The following is a 19,605-nucleotide window of genomic DNA, read 5'->3' as shown; positions in this document are numbered from 1 at the left end:
GGCCCCACTCGTCGCGGTGTTCGTGTTGGCCCGCCCCCACACTTGAAGCGACGAGAAGAGCACACCCTCATGAAGAACAATCAGCGCCCCACCGCCATGCCGGTCCACAAGTACCGGCCGTTCCACGAGCAGATCCGCGTCGACCTGCCCGACCGCACCTGGCCGTCGGTCCGCATCACCGAGGCGCCGCGCTGGTGCGCGGTCGACCTGCGCGACGGCAACCAGGCCCTCATCGACCCGATGTCGCCCGAGCGCAAGCGCGTGATGTTCGAGCTGCTCGTCAGCATGGGCTACAAGGAGATCGAGGTCGGCTTCCCGTCGGCGAGCCAGACCGATTTCGACTTCGTGCGCCAGCTCATCGACGAGAACCTGATCCCCGACGACGTCACGATCCAGGTTCTGACGCAGTGCCGCGAGCATCTGATCGAGCGCACCTACGAGGCGATCGCCGGCGCGAAGCAGGCCATCGTGCACTTCTACAACTCCACGAGCGTGCTGCAGCGCGAGGTCGTGTTCCGCTCGGATCGGGAGGGCGTCAAGCAGATCGCCCTCGAGGGCGCCCGGCTGTGCCGCGAGTTCGAGAAGCGCATCCCCGACACCGAGGTGTACTACGAGTACTCGCCGGAGAGCTACACCGGCACCGAGCTGGAGTACGCGGTCGAGGTCTGCAATGAGGTGCTGGAGATCCTGGAACCCACCCCGGGACGCAAGGTCATCATCAACCTGCCCGCGACCGTCGAGATGGCGACGCCGAACGTCTACGCCGACTCGATCGAATGGATGAGCCGGCACCTGAACCACCGCGAGAACGTGATCCTCTCGCTGCACCCGCACAACGACCGGGGCACCGCGATCGCCGCCGCCGAGCTGGGCTACATGGCCGGCGCCGACCGCATCGAGGGATGCCTGTTCGGCAACGGCGAGCGCACCGGCAACGTCGATCTGGTCGCGCTGGGCATCAACATGTTCACGCAGGGCATCGATCCCCAGATCGACTTCAGCGACATCGACCAGGTCAAGCGCACGGTCGAGTACTGCAACCAGCTGCCCGTGCCCGAGCGCAGCCCCTGGGCCGGCGACCTCGTCTTCACGGCGTTCAGCGGCTCGCACCAGGACGCGATCAAGAAGGGCTTCGAGGCGATGGCTGCGCAGGCCGAGGCGCAGGGCGTCACGGTCGATGACATCGAGTGGGGCGTGCCCTACCTGCCGGTGGACCCCAAGGATCTGGGCCGCTCCTACGAGGCGGTCATCCGCGTCAACTCGCAGTCCGGCAAGGGCGGTGTCGCGTACCTGCTGAAGACCGACCACGCGCTGGATCTGCCGCGCAAGCTGCAGATCGAGTTCTCCGGCGTCGTGCAGGCGAAGACCGACGCCGAGGGCGGCGAGGTCACGAGCGAGCAGATCTGGGACATCTTCACCGACGAGTACCTGCCCGCGTCCGCCGACGAGGCGAAGTGGGGACGGTTCGAGCTGCTCGGCACCCGCACGAACAGCGACATGTCCGGCGAGGTCAGCCTGGACGTGGTGCTGCGCGACGACGAGGAGCGTGTGGAGGCACAGGGCCGGGGGAACGGTCCGGTCGCGGCGTTCATCGAGGTGCTGCGTGAGCGCGGCTTCGACATCTCGCTGTACGACTACGTCGAGCACACGCTCTCGACCGGCGGCGACGCGCAGGCTGCGGCCTACGTGGAGCTGCAGGTCGGCGATCAGCGCCTCTGGGGCGTCGGCATCGACGGCGACATCTCCACGGCGTCGCTCAAGGCCATCGTCTCCTGCGTGAACCGCTCCATCCGCGCCCGGGTCGCCGCCGACGCCGACCTCGTCACGGCCTGAGCGGCCCCACCACGCTTCTCCGCACCGTCACCCCGTGTGCGGAGGACACGTCCGCGGCGCCACAGCCCGCGTGACTGCGCCCGCGCCCCGGTCCCGGCAGATCTGCCGGGACCGGGGCGCAGACGTCTGCCCGGGTCTTTCGGCCTGCTCCCGGAGAGCCGCGACGCGGGTCAGGGCTTGATGATCGGGATCATGCCCGTCTCGGCCGCGACACGGCGACGGTAGAGGGCGCGCTGCTCCGGCAGCGACAGATCGAAGACGACGGCGAGGACGCGGATCACGGCGGTCACGACGATCCCGATGACGGCCGCGAGCACGATCCCCATCCCCAGACCGTGCGCGATCACGATGAAGGCGCAGCCGGCCCCTGCGGCGACCGCGTACAGCGAACCCACGTGCATGATCGACACCGGAAGGCCCATGAGCACGTCGCGCAGCACTCCGCCGCCGGCGGCGGCGCACACCCCGATGAAGATCGCCGGGACCTCCGGCAAACCGAACGCGATCGCCTTGCTCGTCCCGAAGGCGCCGAACATGCCGATCACGACAGCGTCGAGCCCCACGACCACGGCGTTGAGCCGCTGGAAGAGCCCGGCCAGCAGCATTCCGACGAGAGCTGCCCCGCCGGCGGTGAGCAGATACCCGTTGCTTTGGAGGGATGCGGGCGGCTGCCCCAGCAGGATGTCGCGGATGAGTCCGCCGCCCATGCCGATCATGATGCCGATGATGGCCACGCCGAGAAGGTCCAGGCGGCGCTCGCCCCGGAAGCCGCTCGCGAACATCGCGCCCTGCACGCCGCCCAGGCCCACGCCCAGCAGATCGGCCCAGAGCGGGATGGTGAAGGTCGGTTCGGTCACAGCTCTATTGTCCCCGGGAGTGGGATGATCGAGGAATGCCCACCTACCGAGACGAAGCGGTGATCCTGCGCACCCACAAACTCGGTGAGGCGGACCGGATCGTCACGATGCTGTCGCGCGCGCACGGCAAGGTCCGGGCCGTGGCGAAGGGGGTGCGGCGCACCTCGTCGAAGTTCGGCTCGCGCCTCGAGCCGTTCATGGTCGCGGACGTGCAGCTGTACCAGGGGCGCTCGCTCGACATCGTGCAGCAGGCGGAGTCGCTCGGCTCCTACGGCGCCGACATCGCGCTGCACTACGACCGCTACACGGCGGCGAACGCCATGGTCGAGACGGCGGACCGGCTCAACGACGCGGAGGCGACGCCCGAGCAGTATCTGCTGCTCGTCGGCGGCCTGCGCGCCCTCGCCCGGGGCGAGCACGCGAGTCGCAGCATCCTCGATTCGTATCTGCTGCGCGTCATGGCGCTGTCGGGCTGGGCCCCGTCGTTCAGCGACTGCGCCCGGTGCGCGAAGCCCGGAGCGCACACGGTCTTCGTGGCGCAGATGGGGGGCATCGTCTGCGACGAGTGCGCTCCCGTCGGCAGTCCGCGGATCCCGGCTACGGCGATCGAGGTGCTCCGCGCCCTTCTCGCCGGGGACTGGGAGCGCGTGGACGCCGCGTCCGATCGTGAGACCGCGGCCGCGTCCGGCGTCATCGCCGCCTATGCCCAGTGGCATCTCGAGCGGGGGATCCGCTCGCTCTCGCTCGTGGAGGGAAACCGTTGAGCCCCAAGCCGTACACGCATAAGGACGCCGTCCCGTACCGCCCGCTGGACTGGACCGGCGTTCAACCGCCTGCGTTCCCGGCGGTGCCGAACCACGTGGCGATCGTCATGGACGGCAACGGCCGATGGGCGAACCGACGCGGACTCAACCGCATCGAGGGGCACAAGGCGGGGGAGGAGGTGCTGCTCGATGTCGTGGCCGGCGCGATCCAGGCCGGCGTCAAGCACCTGAGCGTGTACGCGTTCTCGACCGAGAACTGGGCGCGCTCCCCGGAGGAGGTGCGCTTCCTCATGGGGTACAACCGCGACGTGCTGCACCGGCGCCGCGATCAGCTCAACGAGTGGGGAGTGCGGATCCGGTGGGCGGGGCGCAAACCACGCCTATGGGGATCCGTCATCAAGGAGCTGGAGTACGCGTCGGAGCTGACGCGCGGCAACGACACGCTCACGCTGACCATGTGCATCAACTACGGCGGCCGGGTGGAGCTCGTGGATGCGATGCGCGCGATCGCCGAGGACGTGAAGGCCGGGCGGATGCGCCCGAGTGCGATCACGGAGAAGGCGATCCGCCGGCACCTGTACATCCCCGACATGCCGGACGTCGATCTCTTCCTGCGCAGCTCGGGGGAGCAGCGCACGTCGAACTTCCTGCTCTGGCAGTCGGCGTATGCGGAGATGGTCTTCCTGGACACGCTCTGGCCGGACTTCTCGCGCGAGGAGCTGTGGCGTGCGATCGGGATCTACCTCTCCCGTGACCGTCGCTTCGGCGGCGCGGTCGACACGCCCGACGCGCTCGACGAGGTCTGAGCCGGCCGTCGGATCGCTGGGTGCCGGGGCGCGTCAGGCGGCGGGGTGGAACCGCCTCGTAGGAGGATCCACGTCGCCCCAGGCGTAGCGGACGGGGAGCCTCGGTCGGAGCGTGGTGCGTTCACCGCCGCGGTCGTGCAGCACGAAGTCGTCCGTCCCGATACGGGTGATCCGCCATCCGCCGTGGTGCAACCGCATGTGGTGGAAGCGGCAGAGCAGGATCCCGCGGTCGATGTCGGTGCGTCCGTTATCGCGTGCCCACTCGTCGATGTGATGCGCCTCGCAGTATGACGCGGGCCGATCGCAGCCGGTCCACCGGCATCCGCCGTCGCGGATCGCGAGGCCGATGCGCTGCCGGGGCGTGAACAGCCGCGATTCGCGACCGACGTCGAGGGGATTCCCGCACCCGTCTACGGTCACGGGAACGGTGCCGGCCTCGCAGATCCGCCGTTCTGCAACGGCCGCCGGCAGCGCCGTCAGTCCGTCCTCGCTGATCGCGATCGGGGCAGAATCGCCGTGCCGGTCGACGGTCTGCACCAGTCGCAGCCCGGCCTGGCGCGTTCCGAAGACGACTTCCGGTTCGGCGAGCGCGCCGGCGCGGATCAGATCCAGCAGCAGGTCGTAGGAGAGCTGCTCGTTCGTGCGGGGGTCGGCGGTGAGGTCCGCCGCTCGTGCGTTCTCGTCGGCGTCGACGAACCGCGGGCCGCCCCGGCGCGGACGCAGTGCAGACGCGAAGACCGCATCGACGAAAGCTCCGCCCTCGTCGTCGAAGACCGCCGAGGCATGCCGTACGCCCTCATGGTCGAACCAGGTCCGGAACGAGCGGCGCTCGTATCGGGCGTTGAATCGCGCCTGGGTGCCCTCCGGGTCCAGCAGGTCTCGGATCGCTCGCGCCGACGCCCCCAGCTCTTCCACGGTGCGTTGCGGCGCCTCCTCGATGAGCTGCGCGGCGGCCTGCGCCCAGGCGGCCGCGGCGTCCTCCGGCGGATCGCCGAGTCCGCTGCGGATCGCGTCGAACTGGGCGGAGGTCAGCGTTCCCGATCGCAGCCCGGTTCGGAGCGGCTCCCGCCAATCGCCCGAGGACGGTTCTGACGACGGCGGTTCCGACGACCGTGTGGCATCGCCGGTCTCCGCCGGGCTGTCGTCGCGCACCTCGTCTTCGAGGAGCGCCTCTCCGACGCGCACCTGGCGTGCCGCCTCGCTCTTGGTTGTGCCGGCGAGCTCCTGGATCAACGACGCCGCGGAGCGGTGCCCTCGCGACTGCGCCAGCCCTGCGTGCCCCGCCGATCGGCTGGACCGGCGTGCGATCTGCCCGGCGCAGAGCAGCTGGATCTGCTCCGTGAGACGGCCGATCTCGACCGCCTCCTGACATGCCGCGATCGTCTCCGCATCACCGAGTCCCGCGATGACCTCCTGAACGTCGGACGCGCTCGCGCCGGCACGGATCCGCCCCGCAAGGGTCGGGATCAGTGCCGCGATCGCTTCCAACGTCGTCATACCCCGATTCTTCTCGGGGCCACCGACATTCGAATCCCCTGATCAGCGATATGTTCCGAGCTGTGGAGAATTGCGCCGAACGGCCGATTGTGGAGGACGATCCGCGAATCCTGCCGGTGCGGACACGACGCATCGATCGCGTGCGTCCGGTAGACTGATTCCGCGAAGGGGAGTATTCCGACTTCACACGATCGTCATCACGAGGCCCGCCGCCGGGCCTCCGGGCGTGTGACCGCCGTGCGGCGGAGGGAGAGACTTTCGGCCGTTTGACCGACCCCTCCGAAAGGCCCCTGTGGACGTTCCCGTCTGGTTCGAAGTCGTCTCGCTCGCCGTCCTGCTGCTGATCCTCATCGGCGATCTGCTCATCGTGCGGTGGCGCCCGCACATCCCCTCGACCAAGGAGTCCACCCTCTGGGTCGTCTTCTACGTCGCGCTCGCGCTCGGTTTCGCCGGTCTCCTGCTCGCGGTGGCCGGAGGACAGCACGCCGGCGAGTTCCTGACCGGGTGGGCGCTCGAGTACAGCCTCTCGATCGACAACCTCTTCGTGTTCGTGCTGATCATGGCCCAGTTCTCGGTGCCGCGGAAGCTGCAGCAGGAAGTGCTGATGGTGGGCATCATCATCGCCCTCGTGCTGCGCGGCATCTTCATCCTCCTGGGCGTGACGATCATCGAGAACTTCGCGCCGGTGTTCTATCTGTTCGGCGCGTTCCTCATCTGGACGGCGATCCGCCAGGCCATGCCGGAGAAGGAGCAGGAGGACGAGACCGCGGCGAAGGAGGGCTTCGCGGTGCGCATGGTCCGCCGGCTCGTCCCCGTCAGCGACGACTTCGACGGCCCCAAGCTGCGGACGGTCGTCGACGGCAAGCGCGTGTGGACGCCCATGATCATCGTGTTCGTCACGATCGGCGTCACGGATCTGATGTTCGCGATCGACTCGATCCCCGCGATCTTCAGCATCACGCAGAACAGCTTCCTGGTGTTCACCGCCAACATCTTCGCGCTGATGGGCCTGCGCCAGCTCTACTTCCTCCTCGGCGACCTGCTCGACCGCCTGCGCTACCTGCACTACGGCATCGCCGTGATCCTCGGATTCATCGGCGTGAAGCTCGTGCTCCACGCGATGCACGAGAACAGCGTCCCGTTCATCAACGGCGGCAAGCCGATCGAGTGGGCGCCCGACGTGCCGATCTGGCTGTCGCTGACGGTGATCGTCGTCGCGATGCTCGGCGCGACCGGGGCGAGCCTCATCGCGTCGGGCCGCGAGAAGCGCCGCGAGCGCGCCCTCGCCGAGTGACCGCACGCCTCTACCCCCGGTCAGGGTGGGTGGGAAACACCCACCCTGACCGGGGGTAAGCTCGTGGCCATGCAGGCGGTGCTTCTCCTTAGCAGCCGCGGCGAGACCTCGATCTAGGCCTCTCTCGCCGCGGAGTCTCGCGTGGGCCGCACCTTGACCCTCTGGAGAAGCACGCATGAATGACGCAGCCCCCCGCCCCCGGACCCTGGCCGAGAAGGTCTGGGACGACCACCTCGTCGTGAAGGGCGAGAACGGCGAGCCCGACCTCATCTACATCGACCTGCACCTCGTGCACGAGGTCACCAGCCCCCAGGCCTTCGACGGCCTGCGCACCGAGGGGCGCCCGCTGCGCCGCCTCGATCTGACCATCGCCACCGAGGACCACAACACTCCGACGCTGGCGATCGACAAGCCGATCGCCGACCTCACCAGCCGCACCCAGATCGAGACGCTGCGTCGCAACGCCGAGGAGTTCGGCGTGCGCCTGCACTCGCTGGGTGACGCCGAGCAGGGCATCGTGCACGTCGTCGGACCCCAGCTCGGTCTCACCATGCCCGGCATCACCGTGGTCTGCGGGGACTCGCACACGTCCACGCACGGTGCGTTCGGCGCGATGGCCTTCGGCATCGGCACGAGCGAGGTCGAGCACGTCATGGCCACGCAGACGCTGCCGCTGAAGCCGTTCAAGACCATGGCGATCACCGTCGAGGGGACCCTGCGCCCCGGTGTCACCGCGAAGGACATCATCCTCGCGGTGATCGCGAAGATCGGCACCGGCGGGGGACAGGGCTACGTGCTCGAGTACCGCGGCAGCGCGATCCGCGCCCTCTCCATGGAGGGTCGCATGACGATCTGCAACATGTCGATCGAGGCCGGCGCCCGGGCCGGCATGGTGGCCCCCGACGAGACCACCTTCGCGTACGTGCAGGGGAAGCCCCACGCGCCGCAGGGGCAGGACTGGGACGACGCGGTCGCCTACTGGCGCACCCTGCCCACCGACGAGGGCGCGACGTACGACGCCGAGGTGTTCATCGACGCGGACGCGCTCGAGCCGTTCGTCACCTGGGGGACGAACCCCGGTCAGGGCGTCTCCCTGTCCGCGGACGTGCCGGACCCCGCCGACATCGTCGACCCGAACGAGCGCAGCGCCGCCGAGCGTGCGCTCGAGTACATGGACCTGACTCCGGGCACCCCGCTCAAGGAGGTGAAGGTCGACGCGGTCTTCATGGGATCGTGCACGAACAGCCGGATCGAGGATCTCCGCGCTTTCGCCTCGGTCATCCAGGGCAAGAAGAAGGCCGACGGCGTGCGCGTCATGGTGGTCCCCGGATCCGCCCGCGTGCGCCTCGAGGCCGAGGCCGAGGGACTGGACAAGGTCTTCACCGACTTCGGCGCCGAGTGGCGCTTCGCCGGCTGCTCGATGTGCCTGGGGATGAACCCCGACCAGCTCGCCCCGGGGGAGCGCTGCGCGTCCACCTCGAACCGCAACTTCGAGGGCCGGCAGGGCAAGGGCGGACGCACGCACCTGGTGTCGCCGCTGGTCGCGGCCGCGACCGCCGTGCGCGGCACGCTGTCCAGCCCGAGCGACCTCGTCGAGAACGGGCAGGAGGCCTGATCATGGAGAAGTTCACCACCCACACCGGTGTCGCCGCGCCGCTGAAGCGCTCCAACGTCGACACGGACCAGATCATCCCCGCGGTGTTCCTGAAGCGCGTCACCAAGACGGGCTTCGACGACGCGCTGTTCCACGCCTGGCGTCAGGATCCCGACTTCGTGCTCAACCAGGAGCCGTTCCGGAACGCGTCCGTGCTCGTCGCCGGACCCGACTTCGGCACCGGATCCAGCCGCGAGCACGCGGTCTGGGCGCTGCGCGACTACGGCTTCGCGGTCGTGCTGAGCCCCCGGTTCGCCGACATCTTCCGGGGGAACTCCGGCAAGCAGGGCCTGCTCGCGGCGACCGTCGAGGAGGCCGACATCGAGCGGATCTGGGCGCTGATCGACGAGGATCCCGGCCGGGAGATCACGGTCGATCTCGAGGCGCGCACCGCCACGATCGGCGACTTCCAGACCTCCATCGGGATCGACGATTACACTAGATGGCGGCTCCTCGAAGGGCTCGATGACATCGGGCTCACGCTGCGCAACGAAGACAAGATCGCGCAGTTCGAGGCCCGCCGCGAGTCGTGGCGGCCACGTACGCTTCCTGTTCTCTGAACCGGACGCGGCCGTGAGCCCAGGGCATCCGCCCGGCGGCTCCGGCCGCGCCCGTTCCACAAGAAGAGGCCCTGAATGACGACACCGCTGCACGAGACCACGCTCGCTTCGAAGCCCTCGGGCGACGTACTGGCAATCCGCGGCGGACGTCCACTGCACGGCCGGGTGGACGTGAAGGGCGCGAAGAACCTCGCGACCAAGGCGATGGTCGCGACCCTCCTCGGCGAGACCGCGAGCACGCTGCGCGACGTCCCCGACCTGAGCGACGTCGCCGTGGTGCGCTCGCTGCTCGAGGTGCACGGCGTGCGCGTCACCGAGGGCGACGAGCCCGGCGCGCTCGTGTTCGACCCGAGCGACGTCGAGTCGGCGCATTTCGAGGAGATCGACGCGCACGCGGGGGCCTCACGGATCCCGATCCTGTTCTGCGGCCCGCTCCTGCACCGTCTCGGCCAGGCCTTCATCCCCGACCTCGGCGGCTGCCGCATCGGCGACCGCCCCATCGACTTCCACCTCGACGCGCTGCGCAAGTTCGGCGCGGTCGTCGAGAAGCTGCCCAGCGGCATCCGCCTCTCCGCGCCGAACGGACTGAAGGGCGCGAACATCCACCTGCCGTATCCGAGCGTGGGCGCGACCGAGCAGGTGCTGCTCACCGCGGTGCGCGCCCAGGGCCAGACCGAGCTGCGCAACGCGGCGATCGAGCCCGAGATCATGGATCTCATCGCGGTGCTGCAGAAGATGGGCGCGATCATCTCCTACGAGCCGAACCGGGTCATCCTCATCGAGGGCGTCGAGACGCTCCGCGGCTACGACCACCGGTCGATCTTCGACCGCAACGAGGCGGCCTCCTGGGCCTGCGCCGCGCTGGCCACCGACGGTGAGATCTTCGTCGGAGGCGCCAAGCAGCAGGAGATGCTGACCTTCCTCAACGTCTTCCGCAAGGCGGGCGGCTGGTTCGACGTGCGCGAGGACGGGATCCTGTTCCGCCGCGACGGCGAGCTGAAGCCCGTCATCGTCGAGACCGACGTCCACCCCGGCTTCATGACCGACTGGCAGCAGCCGCTCGTGGTCGCCCTCACGCAGGCACCCGGCCGCTCGGTCGTGCACGAGACCGTGTACGAGAACCGGATGGGCTTCACGGCCGCGCTGGTGAAGATGGGCGCCGACATCGTCGTGCACCCGCACGGTCTGCAGGACGGCCCTCGCCGCGTGGCCCGCCGCGACCTCGAGCAGGCCGCCGTCATCACCGGCCCGACCCCGCTGCACGGCGCCGACATCGTCGTTCCCGACCTGCGCGGCGGCTACAGCCACGTCATCGCGGCGCTCACGGCGACCGGCGAGTCCAAGGTCTCGGGTGTCGACATCCTCAGCCGCGGCTACGAGAAGTTCCTCGACAAGCTCACCGCGCTGGGTGCCGACTTCGACGTGATCGGCTGAGATGCGCGCGACCGCCGAGAAGACCCGCCCGAGCCTGTTCTGGTTCCTGGCGGTCTTCGTGGTGCCCTTCGTCTCCTTCCTCGCGAAGATCCGCTTCCGCGGCGCCGAGAAGCTGCCGCGCTCCGGAGCCTTCGTGCTGGCGCCGAACCACTACTCCGAGTTCGACCCGCTGATCGTGGCCGTCGCCGTCTGGCGGCTCGGCCGCGCCCCGCGCTTCATGGCGAAGGAGAGCCTGTTCCGCGTGCCCGTGCTGGGCTGGGCGCTGCGCGGCACGGGGATGATCCCCGTGGCGCGGGCGACATCCGTGGCCGCGGCGAAGCAGACCATCGCGCAGTCGAAGGAGCTCGTCGAGCACGGTCGCGGTGTGATCGTGTATCCCGAGGGAACGCTCACGCGCGATCCGGAGCTGTGGCCGATGCGCGGCAAGTCGGGCGCCGTGCGCCTCGCCCTCGCCGGGCGGATCCCCCTGATCCCGATGGCGCAGTGGGGCACCCAGAACATCATGGGCCGCTACCAGAAGGGGCTCAGCCTCTGGCCGCCGCGCAAGAAGATCGACGTCGTGATCGGGGATCCGGTCGACATCTCCGACCTGTACGACCGCGCGGGCGAGAACGCCGCGCTGATCGAGGCGACCGAGCGGCTGATGGCGGCGATCACCGCCCTCCTCGAAGAGGTGCGCGGCGAGAAGGCCCCGGCCCAGCGGTGGAACCCGGCCGAGCACGGGCAGAAGGAGACGGGGCGCCTTGACTCCTAGGAACGCGCAGCCCCGCACGGCCTCGATCCCGCTCGGGCCCAGGGTCACGGTGATCGGCGCCGGCAGCTGGGGGACCACTTTCGGCAAGATCCTCGCCGACGGGGGCGCCCAGGTGACGATGTGGGCGCGCCGGCAGGAGCTGGCCCACGAGATCGCCGAGGCCAAGCGGAACTCCCAGTATCTGTCCGGGATCAACCTGCCGCGCAACATGACGGCCACGCATCATCTCGTCGAGGCCGTCGCCGGAGCCGAGCAGGTGTACCTGTCGGTCCCGAGCCAGACCCTGCGTGAGAACCTCAAGGCGCTGCGTCCGCTGTTGCAGGGCTCCGACATCCCGGTGGTCAGCCTCATGAAGGGCGTGGAGAAGAGCTCCGGCCTGCGGATGAGCCAGGTCATCGAGCAGGAGCTGGGCTGCGATCCCGACCGCATCGCGGTGGCGAGCGGACCGAACCTCGCCCTCGAGATCGCCCGCGAACAGCCGACGGCGGCGGTGATCGCCTCGAACAGCCAGGAGACGGCCGACATCGTCGCGCGCACCGCGCGCAATCGCTACTTCCGCAGCTTCGTGAACACCGACGTCATCGGCACCGAGTTCGGCGGCGTGCTGAAGAACCTCATCGCGGTGGCCATCGGCATCGTCGACGGCGTCGGCTACGGCGAGAACACCAAAGCGTCGATCATCACCCGGGGACTGGTCGAGATGACCGACTTCGCGGTGGCGAACGGCGCGCAGCCGGGGACCCTGCAGGGTCTCGCCGGCCTCGGCGACCTGATCGCGACGTGCCAGTCGCCGCTCAGCCGCAACAACACGGCCGGGCGCCTGCTCGGCCAGGGATACAGCTTCCAGGACGTGGTCAAGCAGATGCAGCAGACGGCCGAGGGACTCGCGTCCGTCGCTCCGGTGCTGCAGCTGGCCCGCGCCGCCGGCGTGGAGATGCCGATCGTCGAGCAGGTGAAGATGGTGCTGGACGGCGCCATGGACCCGCGCGACATCGCCCCCCATCTGACCACCGACGACGACACCCCTCAGGGGGAAGGGACGGGCAATGGACAAGCAGACGGTGGTGGTGCTCTTCGGAGGGCGCTCCAGCGAGCATTCGATCAGTTCCGCCACGGCGGGAGGGGTGCTGCGGGCGCTTGACCGCGAGCGGTACGACGTCATCCCGGTCGGGATCACCCGTGAGGGCGCCTTCGTCCTCGAGGACGACGAGCCGGACAAGTTCCCGCTCGACGCCGCGCATCTGCCCGAGGTCGCCGACAACGGCACCCGGATCCAGTGGCCGGAGCCCGGCGGGGTCCGCACGCTGCGCGTGACGCGCGCCGACGGCGCGGTGGACGACCTCGGCCCGATCGACGTGGTGCTGCCGCTGCTGCACGGCCCGCACGGCGAGGACGGCACGCTGCAGGGCTACTTCGACACCCTCGAGGTGCCGTATGCGGGCGGCGGAGTGCTCGACTCGGCGCTGTGCATGGACAAGCACTTCATGAAGATCGCCCTGCAGGCGGCCGGCATCGCCGTGGCGCCGTGGATCACCGTGCGCGCACGGCAGTGGGCGCAGGACGCCGAGGGCGTGCGCGCGGCGGCCGCCGAGCTCGGTCTCCCGGTCTTCGTTAAGCCCGCCCGGGCCGGATCCAGCGTCGGCGTCTCGAAGGTCACGGAGCCCGCGGAGTTCGACGCGGCGATGCGGATCGCCCTCGCCGAGGACGACAAGGTGCTCATCGAGAGCGGTGTCGTCGGACGCGAGATCGAGGTCGCGATCCTCGAGGGCGCGGACGGCGCGCGTGCGTCGGTGCCCGGTGAGATCGTGCTGACCTCGCGCGGCTTCTACGACTTCGAGGGCAAGTACCTCGGCGGCGACGGCGTGGACGTGGTCTGCCCGGCCGAGCTCGCCGACGCCGAGATCGCAGCGATCCAGGACGCCGGGATCCGCGCGTTCGAGGCGGTCGACGGACGCGGCCTGGCGCGCGTGGACATGTTCCTGACCGCGGAGGGCACCCTCGTCGTCAACGAGCTGAACACGATGCCGGGCTTCACGCCGATCTCGATGTTCCCGAAGTGCTGGATCGCCTCCGGGCTCAGCTACCGGGACCTCATCACGGAGCTGATCGAGGCGGGGCTGCGTCGCTAGTCCGACGCGCGCCCCGGAGCGACGGAGCCGTTAGTTCGACGGGCTCGGGGCGGGTGTCGGATCCGCCCCGGGCCGCTCGATGCAGGCGTGGGTGGCCGGGATCGTGGCGATCGCGGCGGCGAGGCTCTTGTTGTCGATGACGTCGTTGCCGCTCACGCCGGATCCCGGCTTGCTGTTGATGAACAGCTGCACGGCCGGCTTGCGACCGTAGGTCGTGAGCGTGAGGTTGGGACTCCGGGAGTCGTCCACGAGCCAGTCGATGCCCTGCCGGGTGATGCACTGGAGGGCGCTCGTGGGCTCCGCCTCGGGCAGACCGCAGGTGAGCAGCACCACCGACGGGTCGCCCCACGCCGCCGTCGACTGGGCGTCCGTCCAGCGCCGGTCGTGACCGTCGATCGAAGGCACGTTCTTGAGGCGCACCGTGACATCGGCGCAGCGCGGGTCGTTCGCGTCGTCCGCCGGGTTGAGGTGAACGGTCGAGCTGCAGCCGGCGAGGAGCCCTGCCGCGAGCACGAGGACGGTGACGACGGCGAGACGACGGGGCATCCCTCCAGGCTACCGTTGACACCATGGTGGACCATTCAGCTCCAGGCCCCGACGCGGTCGCGGCAGGATCCGAGGATCCGACGATCGGCGAGGTGAGCGAGGGCCGTGTACTGCGGACGATCCTCGCGCGGACCCCGGCGGGTCGTGACGCCCTCCTCGGCCCGGGCGATGACGCGGCGGTCATCGCGGCACCCTCGGGTTCCGTCGTGGCGACCACCGACACCCTCGTCGAAGGGCCGGACTTCCGCGCGGCGTGGTCGACGGGCTATGACCTCGGCTGGAAGTCCGCGGCGGTCAACCTCGCCGACGTCGCCGCGATGGGAGCGCGGCCGACGGCGCTGCTCGTCGCCCTCGCCGTGCCGAAGGATCGACGCCTGTCGTTCGTGGCGGCCCTGGCCGACGGATTCAGGGACGCCTGCGCGGCTCTGGCGCCGGGCTGTGCGGTCGTCGGCGGCGACCTGACCGTGTCGGCGACGCTGATGATCGCGGTCACGGCGCTCGGAGATCTGGAGGGGCGGGCGCCGGTCACCCGCGCCGGGGCTCGGGTCGGTGACGACGTCGCGATCGCGGGGGAGATGGGACATGCCGCGCACGGACTGTCGGTGCTCTTCGGCCGCTTCCATCCGGCGGGCGCCGCGGTGCCCGTCGATCCCGCGCTGCTCGCCGAGGGCGAGGCGGAGGCGATCGCCGCGCAGGTGCGCCCGGTGCCGCCCATCGGGCTCGGCCCCGTGGCAGCGGTCGCAGGCGCGACGGCGATGATGGACGTCTCCGACGGCCTCGCCCTGGACGCGGGGCGGATGGCGGAGGCCTCCGGCGTGACGATCGCGCTCGAGCAGGCGGCCCTCGGCGCGCATCCGCGTCGTGCACTGGCCGGAGGCGAGGACCACGCGCTGCTCGCGACGTTCCCCGCCGGCGCGCTGCCGCCGGGCTTCCACCGGATCGGATCCGTGGTGCCGGCGTCGGAGGGCGCGCCGGTGCTGTACGACGGCGAGCCGGTGGGACCCCTCGGCTGGGACCCGTACCGCGACGCGGGCGCGGACGTCGGCACCTGAGCGGCAGGGAGCCGGAGCGCGAGCCGAGATCGCGGGCTACCCGTCGGCGGGCCACCCGCCGGTGCCCCACCGGTCAGCGGTGCGCCGGTTCCGCCCACCACAGCGCCGTGTCGCCGTACGAGCGCTCGCGGATCAGCGCGAGTCCCGCGGCGTCGAGGTCCGGGGCGGTGGCACGCCGAGCCCGTTCGATGACCACGACGGCGTCGGGGGACAGCAGCGGCGTCAGGGCGACGAGGTCGGCGGTCATGTCCGCATCGGACAGGTCGTAGGGCGGATCCGTGAACACGAGGTCGAATGGCCCGGCGGCGCGGCCGAGGTACGCCTGGACGGCGCTCTCGACGACGACCGCCTCGCGCCGATCCGCGTCCGGCCCCTTCGGCGCGGCGAGCGCCTTGCGCACGGCGCCGGCGTTGCGGCGGATGATCGCGGCGGCCGGACGTCCGCGCTCGACGAGCACCGCGCCGCGTGCGCCGCGACTGAGCGCCTCCAGGCCGAGCGCGCCGGATCCGGAGTACAGATCCAGCACGCGCGCGTCGTCGATCGCGTCCATGGACTCGAGGGCGCCGAACAGCGATTCGCGCACCCGGTCGCTCGTCGGACGCGTGCCGTGGCCCGGCACCTCCAGGCGGGTGCCGCCCGCCGAGCCCGCGATGATTCTCGTCACCCGTTCACCCTATGGGGCGTGCCGCGGGTGTCGCGATCCGTCCGCGACCCGCGGGGAGGGGCAGGATAGGGGAGTGGCCGAACCTCTTGCAGAGCTGATCAGCATGCCCCGTCCCCAGATCATCGAGGCGGGCGAGGGGGTGGGGCTGGCGACGTACTCCTGGGGAGAGCCCGAGGCGCCCGTCGTGCTGCTCGTGCACGGCTTCGCATCCAGCACGCGCGACAACTGGGTGCTCACCGGCTGGGCAAGGATGCTCGAACGCGCCGGCTATCGGGTGCTCGGGATCGACCAGCGCGGCCACGGCGCCAGCGAGAAGCCGCACCAGCCCGAGGACTACGGGATGCGGACGCTGGCGACCGACATCGAGCAGGTGCTCGACACGTATCTCGTCGACGAGGCCCTCTACGTCGGCTACTCCCTCGGCGCGCGCGTCGGCTGGGAGGTGCTGCGCGATCTCGGCGACCGCATCCCGCGCGCGGTGCTCGGCGGCATTCCGGACGGCCGGCCGTTGGAGCGGCTCGACGTCGACGAGGTCCGCGCGTACATCGCCGACGGGGCGCCGGTGTCCGACCCCGCGACACGCGACTACATCGCGCTCACCGAGCGGGTGCCCGGCAACGACCTCGAGGTCATGCTCGCGCTGGCCCTGGGGATGCGCGGCGAGTCCCGCACGATCGATCCGGATCCGGCGACGGCCCCCGGCCAGCCGATCCTGTTCGCGACCGGCTCCGACGACCCCATCATCGAGGGCTCGCGGCGTCTTGCGGACGCCTCGCCGAACGGGACGTTCTTCGAGATCCCCGGACGGCACCACTTCAACGCGCCGGGATCCAAGCCGTTCCGGGAGGCGGCGCTCGCCTTCCTCCAGGGCTGAGCAGCCGGGATCCGGGTCGCGCGGCGGCGGGGTTGTGCACAGCCGCGCGGCGGCGTCCGGGCCCCGCTCTAGAATTCTGAGCATGCCGCTCCGTCTCGATTCGCCGCTCGCCGTCGCGGTCGGCGACGGCAATGCGAAGACCCTGCAGAAGGCGTTCGGCATGTCCGTGGTCGCCGACCTGCTCACGCACTACCCGCGTCGCTACGCCAACCGCGGCGAGCTCACTCCGATCCTCGATCTCCCGAAGGGGGAGACCGTCACGATCGTCGCCGAGGTGATGAAGGTCGACGTGCGCGACATGAAGAACCGTCGCGGCGCGATGATGACCGTCGACATCGGCGACGGGGTGGGGCGCATGGTGCTGACGTTCTTCGCCAAGTACCGCGGCCAGCTCGAATGGCGCGAGAAGGAGCTGCGCATCGGCCGGCGCGGGGTGTTCACGGGCAAGGTGGGCGACTACCGCGGCGTCACCCAGTTCGCTCATCCGCAGTACGAGATGTTCGACGACGAGCTGCGCGCGCGCACGCAGGCCGACGTGCTCGTGACCACCCCGCTGCCGATCTATCCGGCGACGGCGAGCCTCACGACCTGGCAGATCGAGAAGATGATCGGCACGGTCCTCGACGCGCTGGGCCCGGTGCCGGAGCCGGTGCCCGACGAGGTGCGCCGCGAGGACGGCCTGCTCGATGCGCGCACGGCGCTGGAGCGCGTCCACCGGCCGAGCACCAAGGACGAGATCGCGCCGGCGATCCGCACCCTGCGGATGCACGAGGCGCTCACCCTGCAGACGGCGCTCATGCAGCAGCGCTACCTGGTGCGCATGCTCGACGCCACGGCTCGGCCGGCGAAGCCCGGGGGCCTGCTGGAGCGTTTCGACGCGGCACTGCCGTTCGAGCTCACGCCCGACCAGAAGGCGGTGGGCGAGACGATCGCGGCGGATCTCATCGGCGGTGCGCCGATGAACCGGCTGGTGCAGGGAGAGGTCGGATCCGGCAAGACGCTGGTCGCGCTGCGCGCCATGCTGCAGGTCGCCGAGACGGGCGGTCAGGCGGCGCTCATCGCACCGACCGAGGTTCTCGCGGCCCAGCACCTGCGCTCGATCACGAAGATGCTCGGCCCTCAGCTCGCGCCGCTCGTGATGCCGACGCTGCTCACGGGGCAGATGTCGGCGCCCGAACGGCGCAAGGCCGCTCTGCGCGTCGCGGCGGGGCAGGCTCTCATCGTGGTGGGCACGCACGCGCTGCTCGGCGAGAAGACCACCTTCGCCGACCTCGGGCTCGTCGTGGTCGACGAGCAGCACCGCTTCGGCGTCGAGCAGCGCGAGGCGCTGCGCGCGAAGGGCACCAGCCCGCACGCGCTCGTGCTCACGGCGACCCCCATTCCACGCACGGTCGCGATGACCGTCTTCGGCGATCTCGACACCTCGGTGATCCGCACGATGCCGAGCGGGCGCGCGGGCATCGAGACCTTCGTCGCCCCGCTCGCCGACCACCCGGGCTGGTTCGCGCGGGTGTGGGAGCGTGCGGCGGAGGAGATCGCGCAGGGACGCCAGGTGTTCGCGGTGTGCGCGGCGATCGATACGGCAGACGGCGCCGAGGAGGCCGACCAGGAGCGCTTCGCCGACGAGGAGGGGAGCCGTGGTCCCCGGTGGGGCGTGGTCCAGCTGCAGGAGGCGCTGGCGACGCATCCGTCGCTGAGCGCGGTGCGCATCGCCGGCCTGCACGGGCGCATGGCCGCGGACGAGAAGGACGCGATCATGCAGTCCTTCGCCCGCGGCGACATCGATCTGCTCGTGGCGACGACGGTGATCGAGGTCGGTGTGGACGTCCCGAACGCGTCCACGATGATCGTCCTCGAGGCCGATCGGTTCGGGGTCTCGCAGCTGCACCAGTTGCGCGGCCGCATCGGTCGTGGCGGCGTCCCCGGCCTCTGCCTCCTCGTCACCGAGGCGGAGCAGGGAACGCCAGCCCGCGACCGCGTCGACGCGGTCGCGGCGACGCTGGACGGGTTCGTGCTCGCCGAGGTCGATCTCGATCTGCGCGGGGAGGGCGACGTGCTCGGGGCCCGGCAGTCGGGGGCAAGATCGTCGCTCAAACTCCTGCGGGTTATCAAGGACGCGGATCTGATCGCGCAGGCCAGGGCGATCGCCGAGGGGATCATCGAGGAGGATCCCGCGCTCGAGGAGCACGAGGGTCTCCGGGACGCGATGGCCCAGCGCCTGACCATCGAGGACCGTGCGGCGCTCGCCAAGAACTGAGCGCTGGGCGAGGCCTGCGCTCGGCTCGTACCGAGGAGCCCGCCGCTAGGCTGGTCCCATGCGATGCACTGAGCGACGTGAGGAGACGAAGTGAGCGCTCGGATCGCCGTCGTCCCCGGTTCCTTCGACCCGCCGACCCTCGGCCACCTCGACGTCATCCGTCGTGCGGCCGCCCTGTACGACGAGCTGCACGTGCTCGTGGTGCACAACCCCGACAAGCAGGCGATGCTGCCGGTCGCGCAGCGGCTCGCGCTGCTCGAGGAGTCGATCGCCGAGGCCGGGGTCTCCGGATCCGTGATCGTCGGATCCTGGAGCATGGGTCTGCTCGTCGACTATGCGCGGGACGTGAACGCCGGGGTCCTGGTCAAGGGCATCCGCTCGCAGATCGACGTGGCGTACGAATCGCCCATGGCGATCGTGAACCGGCACCTCGCCGACATCGAGACGGTGTTCCTACTGCCGGATCCCGCTCACGCGCTGGTGTCCAGCTCTCTCGTGCGGCAGGTCGCCGCCCTCGGCGGCGACGTGTCGCCGTTCGTGCCGCCTGCGGTGTCGCGGTTCCTCGACACGGGGGCGCGCGGCCTCTGACATCCGGCCCTGCGACCGGGTGCGACCGGTGAGAGCCGCCGC

The 19,605-nt window shown here is 70.3% G+C and carries 18 protein-coding genes; 14 read left to right on the top strand and 4 right to left on the bottom strand.

Features of this window, described 5'->3' with window-relative positions:
• Window positions 1-69: 69 nt before the first annotated feature.
• Window positions 70-1,833, top strand: a complete 1,764-nt coding sequence (gene leuA, locus J8G10_RS05900; protein WP_251441012.1) for a 2-isopropylmalate synthase — start codon at window positions 70-72, stop codon at window positions 1,831-1,833.
• A 170-nt stretch (window positions 1,834-2,003) separates the two neighbouring features.
• Here the strand turns inward: leuA and J8G10_RS05895 are convergent, their stop codons facing one another.
• Window positions 2,004-2,690 (bottom strand): TRIC cation channel family protein, encoded by a 687-nt coding sequence (locus J8G10_RS05895; protein WP_251440977.1) that lies wholly within the window; start codon window positions 2,688-2,690, stop codon window positions 2,004-2,006.
• A gap of 35 nt (window positions 2,691-2,725) precedes the next feature.
• On the opposite strand from J8G10_RS05895, the gene recO reads away from it, so the two are divergent.
• Window positions 2,726-3,454 carry a DNA repair protein RecO gene (recO, locus tag J8G10_RS05890; RefSeq protein ID WP_251440963.1) on the top strand — a complete coding sequence of 243 codons (729 nt, stop codon included), beginning with the start codon at window positions 2,726-2,728 and terminating at the stop codon, window positions 3,452-3,454.
• Window positions 3,451-4,260 (top strand): isoprenyl transferase, encoded by an 810-nt coding sequence (locus tag J8G10_RS05885; RefSeq protein ID WP_251440962.1) that lies wholly within the window; start codon window positions 3,451-3,453, stop codon window positions 4,258-4,260. The genes recO and J8G10_RS05885 overlap by 4 nt, the downstream gene beginning before the upstream one ends.
• Before the next feature lie 33 nt (window positions 4,261-4,293).
• On the opposite strand, the gene J8G10_RS05880 is transcribed toward J8G10_RS05885, so the two are convergent.
• On the bottom strand, window positions 4,294-5,757 hold the full coding sequence (locus J8G10_RS05880) for an HNH endonuclease signature motif containing protein (RefSeq protein ID WP_251440947.1): 1,464 nt from the start codon (window positions 5,755-5,757) through the stop codon (window positions 4,294-4,296).
• Between the two features lie 292 nt (window positions 5,758-6,049).
• Between J8G10_RS05880 and J8G10_RS05875 the strand changes: the two genes are divergently transcribed.
• The 7 genes from J8G10_RS05875 (at window position 6,050) to J8G10_RS05845 (ending at window position 13,582) form a co-directional block, all read left to right on the top strand.
• Window positions 6,050-7,051, top strand: coding sequence for a TerC/Alx family metal homeostasis membrane protein (locus J8G10_RS05875; protein ID WP_251440944.1), 1,002 nt, complete (start codon window positions 6,050-6,052; stop codon window positions 7,049-7,051).
• Window positions 7,052-7,226: 175 nt separating this feature from the next.
• Window positions 7,227-8,666, top strand: coding sequence for a 3-isopropylmalate dehydratase large subunit (gene leuC / locus J8G10_RS05870; RefSeq protein WP_251440921.1), 1,440 nt, complete (start codon window positions 7,227-7,229; stop codon window positions 8,664-8,666).
• A gap of 2 nt (window positions 8,667-8,668) precedes the next feature.
• A complete protein-coding gene (gene leuD, locus J8G10_RS05865; RefSeq protein ID WP_251440919.1) occupies window positions 8,669-9,265 on the top strand; it encodes a 3-isopropylmalate dehydratase small subunit in 597 nt (198 codons plus the stop codon).
• A 75-nt stretch (window positions 9,266-9,340) separates the two neighbouring features.
• Window positions 9,341-10,699: a UDP-N-acetylglucosamine 1-carboxyvinyltransferase gene (gene murA / locus J8G10_RS05860; protein ID WP_251440916.1), complete on the top strand. Its 1,359-nt coding sequence runs from the start codon at window positions 9,341-9,343 to the stop codon at window positions 10,697-10,699.
• 1 nt (window position 10,700) lies between these two features.
• Window positions 10,701-11,453, top strand: coding sequence for a 1-acyl-sn-glycerol-3-phosphate acyltransferase (locus tag J8G10_RS05855; RefSeq protein ID WP_251440913.1), 753 nt, complete (start codon window positions 10,701-10,703; stop codon window positions 11,451-11,453).
• On the top strand, window positions 11,443-12,594 hold the full coding sequence (locus tag J8G10_RS05850) for an NAD(P)H-dependent glycerol-3-phosphate dehydrogenase (RefSeq protein WP_251440910.1): 1,152 nt from the start codon (window positions 11,443-11,445) through the stop codon (window positions 12,592-12,594). Before J8G10_RS05855 ends, J8G10_RS05850 begins: the two co-directional genes overlap by 11 nt.
• A complete protein-coding gene (locus J8G10_RS05845; RefSeq protein ID WP_251440907.1) occupies window positions 12,500-13,582 on the top strand; it encodes a D-alanine--D-alanine ligase family protein in 1,083 nt (360 codons plus the stop codon). Before J8G10_RS05850 ends, J8G10_RS05845 begins: the two co-directional genes overlap by 95 nt.
• A gap of 30 nt (window positions 13,583-13,612) precedes the next feature.
• Here J8G10_RS05845 and J8G10_RS05840 read toward each other — a convergent pair whose 3' ends face one another.
• Entirely contained in the window at window positions 13,613-14,128 is a 516-nt protein-coding gene (locus J8G10_RS05840) for a DUF3515 family protein (RefSeq protein ID WP_251440904.1), read from the bottom strand.
• A 23-nt stretch (window positions 14,129-14,151) separates the two neighbouring features.
• Between J8G10_RS05840 and thiL the strand changes: the two genes are divergently transcribed.
• Entirely contained in the window at window positions 14,152-15,180 is a 1,029-nt protein-coding gene (gene thiL, locus J8G10_RS05835) for a thiamine-phosphate kinase (protein WP_251440902.1), read from the top strand.
• A 73-nt stretch (window positions 15,181-15,253) separates the two neighbouring features.
• Here thiL and rsmD read toward each other — a convergent pair whose 3' ends face one another.
• Window positions 15,254-15,844, bottom strand: coding sequence for a 16S rRNA (guanine(966)-N(2))-methyltransferase RsmD (gene rsmD / locus J8G10_RS05830; RefSeq protein ID WP_251440899.1), 591 nt, complete (start codon window positions 15,842-15,844; stop codon window positions 15,254-15,256).
• Between the two features lie 103 nt (window positions 15,845-15,947).
• Here rsmD and J8G10_RS05825 point away from each other — a divergent pair, with 103 nt between their 5' ends.
• The 3 genes from J8G10_RS05825 to coaD all read left to right on the top strand — a co-directional run bounded on the left by J8G10_RS05825 (window position 15,948) and on the right by coaD (window position 19,563).
• Entirely contained in the window at window positions 15,948-16,718 is a 771-nt protein-coding gene (locus J8G10_RS05825; RefSeq protein ID WP_251442369.1) for an alpha/beta fold hydrolase, read from the top strand.
• 82 nt (window positions 16,719-16,800) lie between these two features.
• Window positions 16,801-18,975 carry an ATP-dependent DNA helicase RecG gene (locus tag J8G10_RS05820; RefSeq protein ID WP_251440885.1) on the top strand — a complete coding sequence of 725 codons (2,175 nt, stop codon included), beginning with the start codon at window positions 16,801-16,803 and terminating at the stop codon, window positions 18,973-18,975.
• Window positions 18,976-19,065: 90 nt separating this feature from the next.
• Entirely contained in the window at window positions 19,066-19,563 is a 498-nt protein-coding gene (coaD, locus tag J8G10_RS05815) for a pantetheine-phosphate adenylyltransferase (protein WP_251440871.1), read from the top strand.
• Window positions 19,564-19,605 lie beyond the last annotated feature (42 nt).

Origin of the sequence: Microbacterium sp. USTB-Y, assembly GCF_023703415.1 — a bacterium.
Taxonomy (GTDB): Bacteria; Actinomycetota; Actinomycetes; order Actinomycetales; family Microbacteriaceae; genus Microbacterium.
Note: the sequence above shows the minus strand (reverse complement) of the source record. Positions and strands in the feature narration are given on the sequence as shown.